This window comes from Paucibacter sp. KCTC 42545, from assembly GCF_001477625.1.
In the GTDB taxonomy this organism is placed as follows: domain Bacteria; phylum Pseudomonadota; class Gammaproteobacteria; order Burkholderiales; family Burkholderiaceae_C; genus Paucibacter_A.
In genome coordinates, this window is sequence record NZ_CP013692.1 from 4,292,011 (window position 1) to 4,311,488 (window position 19,478).

Annotated in this window: 14 protein-coding genes; 5 read left to right on the top strand and 9 right to left on the bottom strand. The window is 63.8% G+C overall.

Features of this window, described 5'->3' with window-relative positions:
• Window positions 1-10 precede the first annotated feature (10 nt).
• Together AT984_RS18325 and AT984_RS18330 are read left to right on the top strand one after the other, a co-directional pair.
• Window positions 11-3,841, top strand: coding sequence for an MBG domain-containing protein (locus tag AT984_RS18325; RefSeq protein ID WP_058721331.1), 3,831 nt, complete (start codon window positions 11-13; stop codon window positions 3,839-3,841).
• A gap of 94 nt (window positions 3,842-3,935) precedes the next feature.
• Entirely contained in the window at window positions 3,936-5,594 is a 1,659-nt protein-coding gene (locus tag AT984_RS18330; protein WP_197418168.1) for a ShlB/FhaC/HecB family hemolysin secretion/activation protein, read from the top strand.
• 65 nt (window positions 5,595-5,659) lie between these two features.
• Here the strand turns inward: AT984_RS18330 and AT984_RS18335 are convergent, their stop codons facing one another.
• The 6 genes from AT984_RS18335 to AT984_RS18360 form a co-directional block, all read right to left on the bottom strand.
• The gene (locus AT984_RS18335; RefSeq protein WP_442952150.1) at window positions 5,660-5,890 is read right to left on the bottom strand and encodes a YbdD/YjiX family protein; all 231 of its coding nucleotides are present in this window, start codon (window positions 5,888-5,890) and stop codon (window positions 5,660-5,662) included.
• Window positions 5,883-7,958 (bottom strand): carbon starvation CstA family protein, encoded by a 2,076-nt coding sequence (locus AT984_RS18340; protein ID WP_058721333.1) that lies wholly within the window; start codon window positions 7,956-7,958, stop codon window positions 5,883-5,885. Before AT984_RS18340 ends, AT984_RS18335 begins: the two co-directional genes overlap by 8 nt.
• A gap of 206 nt (window positions 7,959-8,164) precedes the next feature.
• Window positions 8,165-9,715 carry a methyl-accepting chemotaxis protein gene (locus AT984_RS23860; RefSeq protein ID WP_058721334.1) on the bottom strand — a complete coding sequence of 517 codons (1,551 nt, stop codon included), beginning with the start codon at window positions 9,713-9,715 and terminating at the stop codon, window positions 8,165-8,167.
• Window positions 9,716-9,759: 44 nt separating this feature from the next.
• On the bottom strand, window positions 9,760-10,212 hold the full coding sequence (locus AT984_RS18350; protein ID WP_058721335.1) for a rhodanese-like domain-containing protein: 453 nt from the start codon (window positions 10,210-10,212) through the stop codon (window positions 9,760-9,762).
• Between the two features lie 226 nt (window positions 10,213-10,438).
• The gene (locus AT984_RS18355; RefSeq protein WP_058721336.1) at window positions 10,439-11,107 is read right to left on the bottom strand and encodes a response regulator transcription factor; all 669 of its coding nucleotides are present in this window, start codon (window positions 11,105-11,107) and stop codon (window positions 10,439-10,441) included.
• An 11-nt stretch (window positions 11,108-11,118) separates the two neighbouring features.
• Window positions 11,119-12,492: a cache domain-containing protein gene (locus AT984_RS18360; protein WP_082680374.1), complete on the bottom strand. Its 1,374-nt coding sequence runs from the start codon at window positions 12,490-12,492 to the stop codon at window positions 11,119-11,121.
• A 162-nt stretch (window positions 12,493-12,654) separates the two neighbouring features.
• Here AT984_RS18360 and AT984_RS18365 point away from each other — a divergent pair, with 162 nt between their 5' ends.
• Window positions 12,655-12,963 (top strand): high-potential iron-sulfur protein, encoded by a 309-nt coding sequence (locus AT984_RS18365; protein WP_058721338.1) that lies wholly within the window; start codon window positions 12,655-12,657, stop codon window positions 12,961-12,963.
• A gap of 76 nt (window positions 12,964-13,039) precedes the next feature.
• Window positions 13,040-13,426, top strand: coding sequence for a hypothetical protein (locus AT984_RS18370; protein WP_058721339.1), 387 nt, complete (start codon window positions 13,040-13,042; stop codon window positions 13,424-13,426).
• Here AT984_RS18370 and AT984_RS18375 read toward each other — a convergent pair.
• The 3 genes from AT984_RS18375 to AT984_RS18385 all read right to left on the bottom strand — a co-directional run bounded on the left by AT984_RS18375 (window position 13,416) and on the right by AT984_RS18385 (window position 18,662).
• A complete protein-coding gene (locus AT984_RS18375; protein WP_156422106.1) occupies window positions 13,416-15,272 on the bottom strand; it encodes a S8 family serine peptidase in 1,857 nt (618 codons plus the stop codon). The genes AT984_RS18370 and AT984_RS18375 overlap by 11 nt on opposite strands.
• A gap of 133 nt (window positions 15,273-15,405) precedes the next feature.
• Window positions 15,406-16,557 (bottom strand): ABC transporter substrate-binding protein, encoded by a 1,152-nt coding sequence (locus tag AT984_RS18380; protein WP_197418169.1) that lies wholly within the window; start codon window positions 16,555-16,557, stop codon window positions 15,406-15,408.
• Entirely contained in the window at window positions 16,557-18,662 is a 2,106-nt protein-coding gene (locus tag AT984_RS18385) for a M13 family metallopeptidase (RefSeq protein ID WP_231741458.1), read from the bottom strand. The genes AT984_RS18380 and AT984_RS18385 overlap by 1 nt, the downstream gene beginning before the upstream one ends.
• Before the next feature lie 120 nt (window positions 18,663-18,782).
• Between AT984_RS18385 and AT984_RS18390 the strand changes: the two genes are divergently transcribed.
• Window positions 18,783-19,352, top strand: a complete 570-nt coding sequence (locus tag AT984_RS18390) for a DUF2242 domain-containing protein (RefSeq protein ID WP_058721342.1) — start codon at window positions 18,783-18,785, stop codon at window positions 19,350-19,352.
• The last annotated feature ends 126 nt before the right edge of the window (window positions 19,353-19,478 follow it).

A 19,478-nucleotide genomic window follows, 5' to 3' on the forward strand; every position in this document is an offset into this window, starting at 1 on the left:
GAGTAGCGTTATGTCACGTCGTAGCAAAGCCATTTCCCCCAACGAGAATGGTGCCAAGAAAGGCTGTGAAGCCCATCTTGACGACGGACCAGGCGGCCTTTTTCGGCCCCGCTACCGAGGCCACGCAAACGGCCACTATGCCCTGCGTTTCAATGCAATTGCCCTGGTCGTCGCCAGCCTGGCCTGCCAGGTAAATGCCACGCCATCGACCTTGCCCACCGGAGGACAGGTGGTCAGCGGCAAAGGCGAGCTGCTCGGCTCGGCCAACGGCCTTGTCATCACGCAGCAAAGCAAGCGCCTCACCCTGGACTGGCAGCAATTCAACATTGGGGCCGGGCGCAGCGTGGAGTTCGTGCAGCCCAGCAGCAGCGCAGTGGCGATCAATCGCGTACTGGGTAGCGAGGTGTCCACCATCCAGGGTTCGCTGAAGGCCAACGGACAGGTTTTTCTGCTTAATCCGAATGGCGTGTGGTTCACCCCCACGGCCCAGGTCAATGTAGGCGGCCTCGTTGCCTCCACGCTGAATCTTCAATCAGATGACATAGCTACAGGACGTTATGTTTTTAACGGGCGCAGCCAGGCTGCGGTGATCAACCAAGGCAGCATCACCACCACGCCAGGCGGATCGGTGGCCCTGTTGGCCGCAAAAGTCATCAATGATGGCCAGATTCACGCCCCCGCCGGGCGCGTCGCCCTGGGTGCCGGCAGCAGGATCACCCTGGACCTTGGCGGCCCGACCCTGCTGCAGGTCGGCAACGAAGACCTGGAGACCCTCATCAGCAACGGTGGCGCCATACGGGCCGAGGGCGGGCTGGTTTGGCTCAGCGCCAAGGGGGCCGATACGCTGGCGCACAGCGTCATCAACCATTCCGGCGTAATCGAGGCGCAAGCGCTGCAAGGCGGTGAAGGCGGCAGCGTGATGCTGCTGGCAAAAGACGGCACCCTGAACCTGAGCGGCAGCATCACGGCCGAGGCAAGCTTGGTGGAAACCTCGGGTCGGCATTTCAACGCAGCACCCAGCGCCTCGGTAAGGGCCAGGCAGTGGTTGATCGACCCGATCAATGTTGACATCGACAGCGCCTTGGCCGCCTCGATCAGCGCCGCGTTGGCCAGCGGCAATGTCACCATCGCCACCACCGGCTCCTGTACCGGCGTCAGCTGCACCGGCAGCGGCGCAGACGGCAATATCACCGTCAGCTCGCCCGTCGCCTGGTCATCCAACCGCAGCCTGACGCTGCAGGCCGACAACAATATAGGCGTCAACGCCGCCCTCACACACACCGGCACCTCGGCCGGCGGCATCGTCTTCCTGTACGGCCAGGCGGCCGCAGACGGAGGTTCCAGCACCTACGCGGCCACGGCGGCGGTCACCTCGCCCTCGCTGCAATGGCGCAAAGGTAGCGACGCCGCCAGCACCCGCTATGCCATCCACGACGGCAACTACTTCCTTGGCAACAAGTACATGGAGCTGGGCATTTGCGGCTCGGCCAGCGTGGCATGCTCGTCCGGCTCCAGCGGCGGCAAGTTCGGCACCACCAACAAGCCCTCGCTGTTCTTTGGCCGATCCAGCGGCAGCGGTATTGGCATGGTGGGTGATGCCGATGGTTTCGGCAGCGGCATCGATTTACGCATCGACTACTTCCTGCCCGGCTCGCCGGCCGAGCAATTCACCGCGGGCTATTCGATCAGCGGGGCGGCGACCTCGGCCCTCAACTTCGCCAACAGCGGCAACAGTCCGGTGTTCGAGTTCCTGCCCGTGGCGAGCAATAACAAGATCACACTGAAGTACTCGACGGTGCTCAACAGCAAGTTAAAGGTTGAGCAACAGATATCGCTGACGGGCAATAACAAGTACTTCCGCCTGGATGTTGCGCTCACCAATGTCAGCTCGGGCAATCTGGATAACGTTCAATTCGCACGTAGCTTTGACCCCGACAACAGCGTCGACAAGGACGGTGGCGGGGGTTACAACACCGTCAACAAGATCGAACAGACGCTTGCCGCGGGTGACAGCGCCAATGCCGTCAGCGCAAGCAGCCAGTCCAGCGGCTCCTACTACACGGCCGCTGGAACCACAGCCAAGATCGTCTACTTTTCCACCGACGCTGACTCCAAGCCAGGCTACGGGTCGGCCTTCTTCAGCGGCTCCAGTTTGAGCAGCATGACCAGCGCCGCCAATGCGCTCAGCAAGGGCAATAGCCAAAGTGCGGACATTGGCATCGGCATGCTTTTCAATGCCGGCACCATGACACCTGGCCAGTCCAAGAACTACGCGCTCAGCGCCAGCCTTGACAACCGCAGCATCGCCGACATCTTGGCCGATCTCAACAGCGCCGTCGCTGTCACCTCGCTCAATTACACCTTGGGCAACGCGTCGACCAGCCCGCTTTACAAGGGCAGCGCCTATAACTTGGCCGATCAGTGGTCCGCGTCGGCCATTTTTGGCGGCAGCTACAGCGCCTGGGTGCCTGGTACCGACTATGTGTTTGTGTTCAACGGCGGGACGGTGACCGGCTTCACCAACGCCGGTACCTATACCAACCTCGGCATCAACATCCTGCGCAGCGGATACCAATCCGCCGCTTCCGGCAACACCGCGGGCAGCTTCACCATCACACCAGCGCCACTGACCGTCACCGCCAACAACAAGAGCAAAACCTATGACGGCCAAGCCTTCAGCGGTGGCAATGGCGTCAGCTACAGCGGCTTTGTCAATGGAGAAAGCAGCGCTGTGCTGTCCGGCAGCTTGGGCTTCACCGGCAATAGCCAGGGCGCCGTCAACGCAGGAAGTTATGTGATCAGCCCACAAGGCTTGAGCAGCAGCAACTACACCATCAACCATGTGGCGGGTGACTTGACGATCACCCCGCGCCCCATCACCGTGCTGGCCGATCCCAAGAGCAAGACCTATGGCAACGCCGACCCGGCCTTGACCTGGTCCGTGACTGGCGGCGAACTGGTCGGCAGCGACACGCTGAACGGTGCGCTCAGCCGCGCCCCCGGCGCCAACGTTGGCAGCTACGCCATCGACGCCTCCACGCTGAGCAATGGCAACTACCTGATCACGGCACGAAACGGCGTGCTCACCATCAACCCGCGCCCGATCACGGTGCTGGCTGACGCCAAGAGCAAGACCTATGGCAACGCCGACCCGGCGCTGAGCTGGTCCGTGACTGCCGGCGAGCTGATTGGCAGCGATACCCTGAGTGGTGCGCTCAGCCGCGCCCCCGGTGCCAACGTTGGCAGCTACCCCATCGACGCCTCTGCCCTGAGCAATGGCAACTACCTGATCACGGCGCAAAACGGCGTGCTCACCATCAACCCGCGCCCCATCACCGTGCGGGCGGATCCCAAGAGCAAGACCTATGGCATGGTCGACCCGGCCTTGACCTGGTCGCTGAGCAGCGGAGACTTGGTCGGCGGCGACACGCTGGCGGGTAACCTGTTCCGCCAGGCGGGGGAAGCGGTGGGCAATTTCAGCATCGATGCCTCGGCGCTTTTCAATAGCAACTATCTGATCACCGCCCTGAACGGCAATCTGCAGATCTCACCGCAGGCACCGATCAGCAGGCCTCCCGCCGATGCGCCGCCGCCCATGCCGACAGCAGCCCTGGGCGGCGGCGTTGTCTTCGTGCCCGATGGCGCGGCGCCTGTGGTCTCGCGCATGGTCCAGGTCATGGTGCAGACGGCGGATCAGCGCGCACCGCAGCAGGCACTGAACCAGCTGGTGCCCGAACTCAGCGGCAGTGGGGTACGCACGCCTTCGCTCGCCGATCTGGTGCAGCAATCCAGAGTACTGGATGAACGCCGCAGCAAGGCCGCTGGCGCCACCGAGCCCTGACCGCCAGACGGCACCGGCCCCATCCGGCCGGCTGCCCGTATTCAGTCTCCTTCACGGAAAGCGACGCCCGCCCATGCAAGCCCACCCACATCTGATGAGACCCGCCTTCCTTGTTTTGGCCCTTGGCATCGCCCTGCCGGTGCTGGCCCAACAAGCCCCACCCGACGCCGGGCAGATACAGCGCCAGAATCAAGCACCCTTGCTGCAAGCGCCCAAGCCCGCCCTCACGATACCGATTCAGGGTCAGGTCGAAGCGGCCACCATCCCTGGCGGTGCCCAGGTGCGGGTGAGTCGCATCGAATTCGTGGGCAACCTCGTCATCACGACCGAGGCGCTGCAAGACCTGATGCAGCCCTATCTCGGCCGCTCGCTGGACCTTGCCGGCCTGCGCGAAATGACGCAGCAAGTCACCGAGCATTACCGGCTCGCAGGCTATGCGTTTTCACGCGCGTATTTGCTGCCCCAAAACATCAGCGATGGCACTATTTCGGTCGGAGTTCTAGAAGGGCGCTATGGCGAGCTCAGCACCGAGGGCGACCCGCAGCTGGCGCCCAAGGCGCAGGCTTTTCTCGCTCCGCTTCAAAGCGGCACACTCATCGAGGTGCAGCGGCTTGAGCGCGCCATGCTGATCCTGTCGGACCAACCGGGCATCACGGTGACACCGCTGATTCGGCCCGGCCAAGCCGTGGGAACAGGGGATCTGCTGGTCACGGTGAAGCGCAATAAGAGCTGGAAAGCCCAACTGGGCCTAGACAACCATGGTGACCGCTACACCGGCCAGCAGCGTCTGCTGGCCAATCTGCAGCTTGACAGCCCACTGACCCTGGGCGACCAGTTCAGTGCCAACCTGATCCGCAGCGACGAACGGCTGACCCAAGGCGGCTTGAGCTACAGCACGCCTCTGGGCGTTTCGGGCCTGCGTGGCCAGCTGAGCTATGCCCACACCGCATACCAACTGGCCCGCGAATTCGCGGCCCTGGATGCCACGGGCACGGCCAATACAGTGTCGGCAAGCGTCAGTTACCCCTTGCTGCGATCGACCCGCGCCAATATCAGCCTGAATGCCAGTCTCCAGTACAAGGGCTTGCACGACAAGCAAGGCGTTACGGGCCTGGACGATCGCAAATCCAGCCGCGCCGGCGTCTTGGCTTTTCAATTTGATCGCAGTGACGACTTGGGCGGCGGCGGCGTCACCTTCGGCGCGCTGAGTTTCAACCACGGCCAGCTGCGATTGAAGGATGGACTTGCCGAACAAGACCAGCTCAGCGGCGTGAGGGCTGCCGGCGGCTTCAGCAAAGGCACGCTGGATCTGGCGCGCGTGCAGGCGCTAGGCAGCAGCCCGCTGAGTCTGATGGCGCGGCTGTCGGCGCAGATCGCCGACCGCAACCTCGACTCCTCGGAAAAGTTCAGCCTGGGCGGCCCAGCAGGGGTGCGCGCCTACCCGGTGGGCGAAGGCATAGGCGACCAGGGCGGCTTGGTGCAAGTGGAGTTGCGTTACAGCATCAAGGCCTTCACGCCCTATGTGTTTGCCGATGGCGGCAGGGTGCAGCTGAATGCCAAGGCCGGATCACTGCTGATGCCGCCGGCACTCAATCACCGCACCCTGGCCGGCGCAGGTGTGGGCGTGCGCTACAGCGATGGCGCCTGGTCTTTTGATGCAACGATTGCTCGCAGCAGCCATGGCGGCGACGCTCAGACCGATCCGACCCATTCCGCCACTCGTGGCTGGTTGACCCTCAGCCGCCAGTTCTGAGCCCAGGGGCGCGGGCAGCAAGAGGGTTCGGCATCGCGCCAGTCCGGGCTGGCGCGCGCAAGCCCTCAACAGCACATCTTGCCGCGCCCGCCGCCGTAGCGGGCTTGCTGGCGTTCACGGAAGAATTCCTCAAAGCTCATCACCGGACCGTCCGGGTGGGTGGCCTGCATATGCTTGAGGTAGCCGCCGTAGTCCGGCAGTCCCACCATCAAGCGCAGACTCTGCGCCAGGCCGCGGCCGGCCTGGCCGATTTCGGCGCCCAGGTCGGCCCCTAGCTGGACCAGCTTCTTAGCCAAGGCTAGCGGCCCCGGCCGGCATGGGCTGGAAGGGCACTTCTTGCGCCGTGGGCTTGTCCGCAGCACGCGCCTTCAGCACGGCCTTGACGGCGTAGACCAGCACGCTCAGCACCACGAAGATGAACAGCAGGCACAGGGCGGCGTCCAGGCGGTCGTTGAAGACGATGCGGCCCATCGACTCCAGCGACTTGGCGGGTGCCAGCATCTTGCCTTCGGCCAGTGCGCCGGCGTACTTGTCGGCATGGGCCAGGAAGCCCACCTTGGGGTCGGCGGAGAAGATCTTCAAGTAACCCGCCGTCAGCGTGCAAGCCAGCAGCCAGGCGGCCGGCACGATGGTGGTCCAGGCGTAGCGGCCCTTCTTCATCTTGAACAACACCACGGTGCCCAGCATCAGCGCCACGGCAGCCAGCATCTGATTGGCGATACCAAACAGCGGCCACAGGGTGTTGATGCCGCCCAGCGGATCCACCACGCCTTGGTAGAGGAAGTAACCCCAGGCGGCCACGCACAGAGCAGTGGCGATCAGGTTGGCGGGCAGGGAGTCGGTCTTCTTCAAGGCCGGCACAAACGTACCCAGCAGGTCTTGCAGCATGAAGCGGCCAGCGCGCGTGCCGGCATCGACGGCGGTGAGGATGAAGAGCGCTTCAAACAGAATCGCGAAGTGGTACCAGAAGGCCATCATGGCCTTGCCGCCCACCACCTGGTGCAGGATGTGGGCCATGCCCACGGCCAGGGTCGGCGCGCCGCCGGTGCGGGCCAGGATGGTGCTTTCGCCCACATCCTTGGCGGTTTGCGTCAGCATCTCGGGCGTGATGACAAAGCCCCAGGTCGACAGGGTCTGCGCCACCGCATTGACATCGCTGCCCACCAGCGCGGCAGGGCTGTTCATGGCGAAGTAGATGCCCGGCTCGATGCAGGAGGCCGCCACCAGCGCCATCACCGCCACAAAGGATTCGGCCAACATGCCGCCGTAGCCGATGAAGCGAGCATGAGTTTCGTTCTCCAGCATCTTGGGCGTGGTGCCCGAAGAGATCAGCGCATGGAAGCCCGACACCGCGCCGCAGGCGATGGTGATGAACAAGAAGGGGAACATGCTGCCCGACCACACCGGGCCGCCGCCGCCAGCGAACTGGGTCAGGGCCGGCATCTTCAGCTCGGGGCCGACGATGACGATGCCGATGGCCAGGGCGATGATGGTGCCGATCTTGAGGAAGGTGGACAGATAGTCACGCGGTGCCAGCAGCAGCCACACCGGGATGGAGGCGGCGACAAAGCCGTAGCCAATCAACATCCAGGTCAGCGCCTTGCCGTCAAAGGTGAACATCGGGCCCAGGGTGGCGCTTTCGCTGACCCACTGGCCGCCGAAGATGGACAGCATCAAGAGCACAAAGCCGATGATGGACACCTCACCAATGCGACCGGGACGGATGAAGCGGCTGTAGATGCCCATGAACAGGGCAACCGGAATCGTCGCGGCCACCGTGAAGGTGCCCCAGGGCGAGTGCGCCAAGGCCTTGACCACGATCAGCGCCAGCACCGCCAGGATGATGATCATGATCATGAAGCAACCGAACAGCGCGATCACGCCGGGCACGGTGCCCATCTCTTGCTTGATCAGGTCGCCCAGCGAGCGGCCGTCGCGCCGTGTGCTGATGAACAGCACGATGAAGTCCTGCACCGCGCCGGCAAACACCACGCCGGCCAGAATCCAAAGCAGACCGGGCAGATAACCCATCTGCGCCGCCAGCACCGGGCCGACCAAGGGGCCAGCGCCCGCGATGGCTGCAAAGTGGTGACCGTAGAGCACGCCCTTGTGGGTGGGCACATAGTCCAGGCCATCGTTATGGCGCCAAGCTGGCGTCATGCGCTTGGCATCCAGTTCCAGAACCGTATTGGCCAGGAACAGGCTGTAGTAGCGGTAAGCGATCAGGTAGACGCACACGGCGGCAATCACCACCCACAAGGCGCTGACCGCCTCGCCTCGGCCCAGGGCCACGGTGGCGAGGGCAAAAGCCCCCAGAATGGCCAGCGCTGCCCAGGGCAGGTGGCGACGAATGATTTCGGGCATGGTGTTTGTCTCCTGAAGGTGCCAGCGGTGAGCCGCGACGCAATGGCGCTCACGATGGCTTAGTGCTTCAGTGTCGAACTCTCATGCCCGACGCGCATCCGTCAGGCTGCGCGCTGACATTGCGCGGGAGTACTTAGGTATTAACCCGAAATTGCGGACATTCGGGCGGCCAGGCTGGTGAGCCAGGCCGGCGCTTGGGTCGCCGCTCAGCGTTCCAGCTTGAAGGCCTGCACCACCTGCGCCAGGCGCTGCGCTTGCTCGCGCAGGCTCTCGGCCGCGGCGGCAGATTGCTCCACCAAGGCGGCGTTCTGCTGCGTCATTTTGTCGAGCTGAGCCACCGAGGTGTTGACGAGGTTCAGGCCATCGGATTGCTGCGACGCGCTGGCGGTGATCTCGCCGATAACATCGGTGACGCGGCGCACCGAGCTGACGATTTCGGTCATGGTCGAGCCGGCGTCGGCCACCAGGCGCGCACCCGATTCCACTTTGTCCACCGACGCGCCGATCAAGGCCTTGATCTCACGCGCGGCGCCGGCAGAGCGCTGGGCCAGGCTGCGCACCTCGCTGGCCACCACTGCAAAACCACGCCCTTGCTCGCCCGCACGCGCCGCTTCCACGGCGGCATTGAGGGCCAGGATATTGGTTTGGAAGGCGATGCCATCGATGACGCCGATGATGTCGGCAATCTGTTTGCTGCTGGCGTTGATGTCCTGCATTGTGGCCACCACCTGCGCCACCACGCTGCCGCCGCGCGAGGCCACCTCGGCGGCCGAGCCGGCCAGTTGATTGGCCTGGCGGGCCGAATCGGCGCTGTGCCGCACGGTGCCGGTCAGCTCTTCCATCGAGCTGGCGGTTTCCTGCAGGCTGCTGGCGGCCTGCTCGGTGCGCTGGGAAAGATCTTGATTACCCATGGCCACCTCGGTGGAGGCCACTTGGATGCTTTCGGCCGACTGGCGCACTTCGCCCACCAGCACCGACAAGCGCTCTTGCATGGACCCCAGGGCGGCAATCATGCTGCCCAGCTCGTCGTGGCGCGCGGCGGGCAGCGGCGCGGTCAGGTCACCATCGGCGATCTGGCGCATCGAATGCTCCACCTCACGCAGCGGCCGCAACAAAGAGCGCCCCGTCAGCCAGGCCACCACGCTCAGGCCCAGCAGGCACAAGACGGCACCCGTAACGCCCACACTCAGCAGAACGCGGGAACGCGCCGTTGCGGCTTCATAAGTGGCGGCCGAGATCTTCTGCGTGATCGGAATCAGCGCCTGCATAGGCTTGACGGCGCCCTTGTGCAGCACGGCCCAGTCCTCCTCCAGCACCGTCGTCATGACGTTCTTGTCTTTGGCGACGTAGGCCTTTTCCAACTTGTCCAGCGTGCTGTCCACCAGCGCCCAGTTGTCCTGGACTTGCTTGAAGGCCTCTTGGGCCTCGCCCTCAGTGAACAACAAGCGCGCCGCCGGCAGCGCACCCGAATACTGATCAGCAATGGCTTTGCGCGCCTCGCGCAAGTGATTCAGCGAACCCGGAATAGGCAATTGGTCGAGCAGCACGCCGGCGGCGCGAAAGCGCACCTCGAGCAGACCGTTCTCGATGCGCTGCAGGCGCACCAGAGAGTCCATATCGCGCTCGTAGAGCTCGGCCAGCGCCTCTTGGTTGACATGGTTGGATCCAACCGCCAGGGCGGCCAAGGCACTAATTCCAATCAGCGCCAGACTGACCAGGGCGATCAGTCGGCCCTTGAAGGAAAGGTTCAAATTCATCGCCAAACTCCGGATACCGCTCGATTCAAAGGATGCCGTTCAACTTACTGTGTAGGCAGACCCTTGGCCGACCACTCCGGGAATCCGCCGCGGAACCAGTTGATCTTGGTGTAGCCCGCCTTTTGCGCCGCAACGGAAGCCTTATAGCTCTTCCAGCACTCGCCGGCATTGCAGAAGAAGACCAGCGGCGCGGCCTTGTCGCTGGGCAGCTTGCTGAGGTCGAACTGATCCAGGCTGGCGTCGAACTTGACGTCCTTGCTGCTCTTCTCACGGTAGGGCACGCTCTTGGCGCCCTTGATGGTCTTCTCGGCGTATTCGGCGGCGACACGGGTGTCGATCACCGGCACACCGGCGTCGAGCATCTTCTTGACCTCATCGGCGCTCACAACCTTGACGCCGGTCAAGGTGGCGGGGGTGTCAGCGGCCAGGGCCGGCAAGGAGGCACCCAGGGCCAGGGCGGCAACAGCGGCCCACTTCATCCATGTGCGTTTCAACATTTGATCAGTCCTTTCAAGGTTGGGAGTGGCATTTGCGTGGCGCGGCCCAAAGCCTAAGCGCGCAGCAAATGCACCTTCATCTATCGACGAGAGCGATGACTAACTTTATAGACAAATTATTTCAGGCGTTATGTTTTCAGGCACTAACGGCCTGTATACACGGCAATTTGTCTCAGCAGCACCGATTGCGTGTGCTGCGCAAGGCCTTCGGCCCCGCCGCGCCTCGCTAGGCTGTACGCGCGTGTTCCACCGCGTACTTGATCAACTCCGCCTGCCCCTCCAGGCCCAGCTTACGCTTAATGCTCTGACGGTGAGTTTCGACGGTACGCACGCTCAGATCCAGCGTGCGGGCGATCTGCTTGCTGGACTCGCCGCGCGCCAGGGCAGAGAGGATTTCGCTTTCACGCGGTGACAGCATGGGCCGCGGCTGCTGGTTGCGGAACAGGCGCTTGGACAGCGCCTCGCTCAGGAAGGTGCCGCCCGCCGCCACCGCGTCGATGGCCGCCACGATCTCGCTGGCCGGCGCGTCTTTCAAAACATAGGCGCGCGCGCCAGCCGCCAGGGCGCGCTGCACATACTCCGGGTTGTCATACATGCTGAACATCAGCACGCGCAGGGCCGGTTGCTGGGCCAGCATGGCTTCGGTCAAGGCAATGCCGTTGCTGATCTTCTCGTCTTGCGCCTCGGCCTTCAGGCCCACATCCATCAAGACCACGGTAGGGGCGCAGGCCGTGAGCTGGGCCAGCGCCGTGCTGGTATCGCCCGCCTCGCCCACCACGCTCAGGTGCGCCACGCCATTGAGCAAGGAGCGCAGGCCCTCGCGCACCATCGGGTGGTCATCCACCAAGAGGATGCGAATGATGTCGGGCTTCGTCTTGCTGTCTGTTGTTGTCATCTGCGTTTCTTTCAGACCTTGCGCAAGCCGGCCAGGGTGATGGCCGAGAGTTGCGCTTCGATTTGGGTGCCGTGGCCCGGCGCGGCGCTGATCAGCAGGCAGCCGCCCACCGAGTCCAGGCGCTCCCGCATATTGCGCAGGCCGATGCCGCGCGCCGGATGCTGGTGCATGGCTTGGCTGTCAAAGCCCTGGCCATCGTCGGTGATGCTCATGCGCAGGCCGCCGTCGGGCTCAAAGCTCAGGGCCAGCTCAACTTGGTTGGCTTGGGCATGTTTGGCCATATTCGTCAGGCTTTCCTGCGCGACGCGGAACAGCACGGTCTTGAGCACCTCGGGCAATTCCACCGGCTCACCGTCGATGCGCAAGCCCACACGTGCCGGGCCGGCCTCGTCAAACTCTTCGGCCAGGCGTTGCAGGGCGGCCGGCAGGCCCAGGGTGTCCAGCAGCGCCGGGCGCAGGCGGTGGGAAATGCGCCGCACCTCATTCAAGGCCGCGTTGAGGCGCTGCAGGGCTTTGTCCAAGAGGCCGGCGGGCTCAGCCGCCGCTGCCGCGTTCTTTTGCGCCGCTTCCACCATCAGCTTGGTCGACACCAGGGTCTGGCTGACACCGTCGTGCAACTCGCGGGCCAGATGCGCACGCTCATCCTCTTGCGACTGCACCACCTGCCGGGCCAGCAGGCGCAGCTTGGTTTCAGCCAGGCGATGCTCGCTGAAGTTGAGCACCATGCCGGTGGCGCTGATCAGGCCGACACCAAACACCGCGATGCCGGCAATCCACAGCAAAGTGGTGGCGATATTGGCGCTGGCTTCACGCTCCAGCTGAGTCATGGTGGCTTCGATGCCGTCCAGGTAGAGCCCTGTTCCCAACATCCACTGCCAGCGCTGCAGGGCCACCACATAGCCGAGCTTGGGCGCCGGCTGGCCGCTGGAGGGCTTGCGCCAGAGATAGTCCACATAGCCGCCGCCGGCACGCGCTTGCTGAATCAGCTTCTGAATCGTTGGCCGGCCCCGGGCGTCGCGCAGTTCCCACAGGTTCTTGCCCAGCAGCTCGGGCTGGCGCGAATGCATCAAGACATGACCCTGCAGGTCGTAAACGAAGAAATAGCCGTCCTCGCCATAGTCCAGCGAGGCCAGCAGCTTGAGCGCCTCGCGGCGGTTGGCCGCCTCGTCACCGCCGCGCTCGTACAGGGGCTGCACAGTGCTGACCGCCAGCGCCACGTAATTGCGCAACTCGGCCCGGCGCGCTTCCATATAGGCGCGCTCCACCAAAGCATGCTCACGCCGCGCCAAGTCACCTTCTTGCTGGCGCACCGCCACGGCCAGCAAGGCCAGCGAAGCCACCAGAGGCAGCACGGCAAGCAGAATGATTTTGGTTCGCAGTCGCATGGGCGTATTGTCGACGGCGGCATGGCTATTCTTTGCTATCAAGCGCGCCAGTCTGTACTACAGTGAAGCGTCACGCCATGAGCCCGCCGGCCCTCAGAAGCGTTGTTTGACCTGTCTTCGTTTGGTTCACTATGGGCCGGCTCAAATTTATTGGAGTTCTCCATGAGTCAACAAGCACGTCGCGTTTTCCTGATGACCCTGGCCGCGGCTGGCGCCACTGCCCTCGCCACCAGCGCCCGCGCCCAAGCCAAGGTTGAGGAAAAAGATCCCCAAGCCGTCGCCCTGGGTTATGTGGCCGACACCGCCAAGGCCGACACCAAGAAGTACCCCAAGCACGCTGCCACGCAAAGCTGCGCCAACTGCGCGCTGTACCAAGGCAAGGCCGGGGATGCCGCTGGCGGCTGCCCGTTGTTCCCAGCCAAGCAAGTGGCGGCCAAGGGCTGGTGTAGCGCCTGGGCCAAGAAGGCCTAAGCACAGCGGAACCAGGGGGCCCTGCGCGCCCTGGTACTGACAAGTTCTAAAGCCTCAATCCGCCGAGCACATCGCCATGAATCCCTTCAAGCGATTGCCCGGCTATGGCCCCAAAACGGCGGCCGGCCTGGAGCGCCAAATCTGGCGCCGCCTGCCGGCCTTGTTTTTTTGGGGCACTTTGCTGCCCCTTCTCTTCGTGGGCCTGCGCCGCTGGCTGGCCGAGCCAGCGCAAGCAGATGCGCACAGCCTGCTGATGGGCGAGTACATCGCCTATGGCCTGGTGGCCATGCACTGGACCTTGTTGCTGACCCTGGCGGTGGGCTGCCTGATCGTGATGGTCATGAAAGGCCCCGGCTATGTGGCCGACGCCTATCCGCCAGCTGACCGGGACACGCCCTTTCTCGACCTGACCCCGCTGCCCGAGGAGGATCAGGCCGAAAAAAAGGACAAGATCAGAGCTTGATGCCCGCCAACTCGGCGCTCTTGCGCGGGTTGATCAAGTTAACGCGGCCGGGCTTGCCGTCTGCCGCCATCTGACGCTCTGCACCCTGCAGGATCAAGGCTTTCACTTCCACGGGCGTGAGCGCTGGCTTGAGTGCGATCAGCTTGGCTGCCAGATTGGCCACCTGCGGGCTGGCCATGCTGGTGCCGCTGAGCTTGAGGTGATCACCGCCGGGCACGGGGCTATCAACCTCGAAGCCATTGGCATGCACCGCCACCGTTTCGCCGAAGGTGGAGAAGCTGGTCTCGCTACCCGCTTGGTCCACCGCGCCGGCGGTGATCAGATTGGGCAACTCCAGTCCGGCGGGGATGTATTCCTCAAAGTCGGCACTATTGTCTTCATTGCCCGAACCGGCAACGAAGAAGATCTCCGGCGCGCCCGCAATGGCCGCGCGCAAGGCATCACGCTCGATCTTGAACAGGCGCAAGGCCTCCACCTTGCGCTGCTCCGGGCTGCCACCCAGGTTGTGATACGCCAGCGCGCCTTCGTAAGCACTGGGGCCGTAGCGCCAGCTCATATTCACCACCCGCACGCCGGCCTTTTTGAAGCCTTCCACCACCTGGCCATAGGCCTCGGCCGTGGTCTTGGAGCGTGATTCGCTGGGCTTTTCAGGTTCGGTCTTGGCGGGCCACAACATGGTGGCGGCATAGACCTGAGCAAAGGGATTGCCGGCCACCGCAATGCCGGCCACATGGGTTCCGTGAACGTAGAGCCCGGCCAGAGACATGTCCTCGCTGAAGGCCTTGACCTCATCGGCCTTCAGGCTGCCCAGGGTGGCACGGAACTTCTGCGACTCCGGCGTGTCCAGGGCGGCGCGTTGATCCATGGCGCCCTTGATCATGCCGCGCAGCTGTGGCCAGCGCGGCTGGGCATCCCCCAGCGAGCGCAGCAATTCCTGCGTGAACTTGCCCTCGGGGTCAAAAGCCACGCCGCGCGGGGTAGCGGGCTTGAACAAGGCCAGGTCCACGCCCGAATCCCACACGCCCACCACCACCGGCTTGGCCTTGGCATCGGCCGCGATGCTGAAGGTGCGCGGGGTCCAGATATCCGCGCGGGCCTGGGCCTTGCTATTGGCATCGATCACTGCCTGCAAGCCGGCCACCAGCGCTGCCTTATTGGGCGTCAACAATTCCTTTTGCACCCGGGCGCCGATGATGGCCTGCACCATGCCGCTGGGCAACACCATCTTGCCATTCACTGCCATGGGGTCGAGCTGGCTTTTGAAGGCGCCCAGGATCAGCTCGGGGTTGTAAGTCTCCAAGCTGCCCTTGGCGCTTTTGAGATTGTCTTGAACCGTGGCCCAGGGCAGGGCCGCATAGCGGCGCTGCACCTCGGCCTGCAGCCAGGCGGCGTCACGCTTTTCGAGCTGCTGCTGCGAGAGCAGATCGGTGGTGACGCCGCTAGTCAGCTTGCCACCGGATTTTTCTTGCAAGGCGCGGGCCTTGGCGGTCCAGCCCGGCACGGCCGCCCAGTCGCCGCGCAGCTGGGCCAGGCTGGCCAGGGCGCCGTAGAACTCGCGCAAGGTGGCGGGGTCTTGAATATCAAAAGCGGCCAAGTCAGCCAGCAACTCGGCCTCCAGCTTGGCACCCAGGGGCTGAAGCTCTTGCAGCGGCGCGGCCAGCATCTCGCTGGGCAGCTTGGCCAGCGTATGGGTGTGGCGGGGCAGCTGATCGGCGCGGGTGATGACTTGGCGGGCACCCGCTGGGGCCGCGCTGGCGCCAGCGCCGGTTTGGGCCGCGGCGGGCAGACTGAACAAGGAGGACATGGCAGCGACGACCGCCAGGTTGATCATGGTCCGTTGATTCAAAGCAGGCTCCGAAAAGTAAGAAGCCGCAGCGTAGCCAAACGCGCCGGCGCTGGCTCTGCCCAAGAGATGAATTGCCGGGCGGCACGCATGAATTGCAGCCAACCCGGGCAAGCGGGCCAAGAGGCGCTATGCGCTACTTTTCCGAACGCAGGCCGATGTAGTTGGAGCCCTGATGGTCCTTGGGCCGATAGGCCACTTGAAAGCCGCCTAAATCCAGATGGCCCAGGGTCTCCAGGCCCTGCGCCAAGGACTCGCGGCTCAGGGGCTTCTTGGCATTGCGCAGCCCTTCCACCAGCACACGGGCGGCGATATAGCCTTCCAGGCTGATCGAGTCGAAATGCTTATGCCCCGCCTCACGCATAGCCTTTTGGTAGGCGGCCACCACGGCGATGCTGGCGTCATCCGGGTCGGGCACCACCTGGGCGATGGTAACTTTGCGCATATCTTGATTCAACGCCTGGCGCAGCGGCTCCAGGCCCGCGAATGACAAGCTGTAAAAGCGCCCCACATATCCACGCTGACGCGCGGCCTGAATAAAGGCGGCGCAACTCGCATAAGTGCTGACCATGAAGATGGCTTCTGGATGCGGCTTGACCAGCAGCACAGTCAGTGCGGCCTGGACGTCGACACTATTGCGCTGCACCGAAGCCACCGGCCCAATTACCAGCCCCTGGCCCTCGGCGGCGCTGCGCATCGCCTCCATGCCCGCGCGGCCAAACAAATCGGCCTGGTAAAGCACGCCCAAATGCTTGATGCCGGCCGTGACCATCGCGCCCGCCAGAGCCTCGGCTTCGGCCCGGTAGCCGGCGCGCACATTGAAGACCATGGGATTGGGTTCCCACAAGACCGCGGCGCCGGTGAAGGCACCCACAAAAGGGATCTGCCAGCGCCGCACATAGGGTAAGGCGGCCTTGCTGGTGGGCGTGCCCACATAGCCGAACAGGGCCAGCACCTTGGGGTCATCCACCAGCAAGCGGGTGTTCTTGTCGGTGCGGACGGGTTCATAAGCATCGTCCAGCGCCCGCATCACCAACTTGGCGCCCGCCAGCCCGCCTTGGCTATTGATCTGCTTGAACAGGGCTTGGGCGCCCGCATGCAAGCCTTGGCCCAACATGGCCGCCGGGCCACTGAAGGCGGCCGAGCTGCCGATCAGAATTTCCCCAGCTGGCGGTTTACCAAGCGCCGCGCGGGCCGGGCCCGCCAGCGCTCCCAGCAGCACGCTCAGCAAACGCCGCCGTCCAATGCGGCGGCCGCGAGGCGATGGCTGGCTGCTGAGGATAGGCATCACCATATTCTGCAGCGTTGGCCCTCGGGTTTGACCATTTTTTGCCCTGGCTTGCAGGAAAAGGCCTGCTCAAACTCGGACATATTGACGACCACGCCGTTGACGCGGTAGCGGCCGGGCGAATGCGGGTTGGTCAGCGCTTGCACACGCAAGGCTTCGGGCCGGTCGTTGCTGCAAGCCCATTGCGCGAAACCGACGAAGAAGCGCTGCTCCGGCGTCAGCCCATCTTGCGGCTGCAGCCCCAAGTTGGCGGTGTGGGCCTTCCAGGCGCTCATTGCCAGCAGCATGCCGCCGAGGTCGGCCAGGTCCTCGCCCAGTGTGAGTTTGCTATTGATTTTGATGTCGTCCACGATGGTGTAGCCGGCGTACTGCTTGGCCACACAGGCGGCGCGCTTATCAAAGCTACGGGCATCTTTGGCGGTCCACCAATCCTTCAGATTGCCTTGCCCGTCGAACTGCCGGCCTTCGTCGTCAAAACCGTGAATCAGCTCATGGCCGATGGTGCCGCCGGTATTGCCGTAGTTGGGCGCATCATCCATCTTGGGGTCGAACAGCGGCGGCTGCAGCACGCCGGCCGGGAAGTTCATATCGTTCATCTGCGCGTCGTAATAGGCATTGACCGTGGTGGGCGTCATGCCCCACTCGCCACGATCCAGCGGCTTGCCGATCTTGGCCCATTGGCGCTGCGCTTCGAAGCGATGACCCGCGGCCACATTGGCGTTGAAGTCTTGGCGCAGCACCGGCAACGCGCTGTAGTCGCGCCAGCGCTCGGGGTAGCCCACCTTGTTGACGATACTGTGCAGCTTGGCCAGCGCGCGCGTCTTGGTGGCTTGGCTCATCCAGTCCAGCGCCTGGATGTGCTGGGCCATGGCGGCCTCGATTTGATCGGTCATCTGCTGGGTCTTGGCCTTCAGCTCAGGTGAGAAATTGCGGCTCACGAACTCATGGCCCAGGGCTTCGCCCAGCTGCGCATCCACCAATTCAACGCAGCGCTTCCAGCGCGGCTTGAGCTGGGGCACGCCATTGAGCTTGTGGCCGAAGAAAGCAAAGTCTTGCTGCACCAACTCGGTAGAAAGATTGGGCGCCTGGCTGCTCAGCAATTGCCAGCGCAGCAGGGTCTTGAGCTCGGCCAGGCTCATGGCGCGCCACTGCGCATCCAGGGCCTTGAAGAACTTGGGCTCGGTGACGTTATAGGCCTGGGGCGCTTCTTGCACGCCCAGCGCCTGGCGATAAGCCGCCCAGTCGAAGCCGGGGGTCAGGTCTTGCAGGCCGCGGGCGTCCATCTTGTTGGCGGTCTTGTAGGGGTCACGCTTGTCGACCCGGCTGAGCATGGCGCGCGCCAGCTTTGTCTCAGTTTTCAGCACCAGACGGGCGGCCTCACGCGCTTGGGCCGGGCTGTCACCCAGGCGCTCAAACATGGCGGTCACATGGCTGGCGAACTGGGCACGCAGCTCGCGCGATTTGGCGTCGTTCTTCAGGTAGTAGTCGCGGTCCGGCAGGCTGATGCCGCCGGCAAAGGCAAAGGCAATCACCTGCGAGGAATCCGAAAAGTCCTGGCCAGCGCCGATTTGAAAGAAGAAGCGCGCGTTGTTATTGGCCTGCTGCAGCTGTGCCAGCAAGGCCGGCAACTGCTGGCGGCTGCTCAAAGCGTCAATGCGTGCCAACCAAGGTTTCAGCGGTGCCAGGCCTTGCTTGTCGATCGCGGCTTCGTCCATGCAGGCGGCGAAGTAGTCACCCAGCTTTTGCTGGTTGGCGCTGCGCGCCGGCTCATCGACTGCCGCAGGGGTGGCCAGCTTGTCCAGAATGCCCCACAGATAGCGCTGGTTGTCGTCCATCATCTTGGCGTAGACCGACCAATGGGCCTGGTCATCCGGCACCGGGTTGCGCTTGATCCAGCCGCCGCAGGCGTATTGATAGAAGTCCTCGCAGGGCTGGGCCTGGGTGTCCATCGCGGCGGGGTCCAGGCTGGGCGTGTAAGGCAGGGCCGCCAGCGGCTGCTGGCTCTGTGCCTTGGTCTGGGCGCTAACGCCATGCGGGCCGCTCAAGGCCAGCAGCATGGCCAAGGAGGTGGAGAGCATCAGTGGACGAGGGCGCTTGAGCTTCATGGCAGATTCGAAGGAAACAGAGCCGGCCATTCTCAAGCATTTACAAGCTCGCGAGATAATGCGCGCTCGCCCCTGCGGGGCCTCACCGGAGCCATGCCAGAGCCAATGCCAAGCCCCCAGATGTCATCACATCGAATTTTCCGACTCACACTGTGCGCCTTGTGCGCCAGTGCAGCAGCCCTGTTGGCGGGCTGCGGCATCACCGGCGGCAACACACCGCGCAAGGCCTCGGTCTACCAGAGCGAACGCTTCCAGTCGGATGAGACTTTCTCGCGCCTCTTCGATGGTCCTGTCGACGAGATTTGCGAAGCCGCGCGCCGCACGCTTTTGAGCCAGGGCTATGTGATCACCAGCGCACCGGGCGGCAGCGTCACGGGGCGCAAGCGCTTCCAGCCCGACGGTGAAGTGCATGTGGAAATCACCTTCAATGTGGTGTGCGTGCCCGACGGCCGCAGTGACCAAATCACCACCGCCTATGTGTCGGCCCAGCAAGACCGCTACGCGCTGAAGAAGAATCCGAACTCGGCCAGCCTGGGCGTCAGCGCGGTGGGTTCGATCTCGGTGCCGCTGTCGTCCTCGGACGACTCGCTGGTCAAGGTCGCCTCGGAAACCATTCCAGCCGGCACCTTTTATGACCGCTTTTTCACGCTGATGCAAAAGCTGGCCTACGAGCGGGCCTCGGATAAGTAGGCTCTTCGCTCGCGGGCTTGCCTTGCCGCGCTGCAGGGAAGATCAAGCCATCAAGACTGGTCCGCCTGAAATCGCCGTTAGGTAAATGCGATGCCGGTGCGCCCTGTCGACATTCAGACGCTGCAT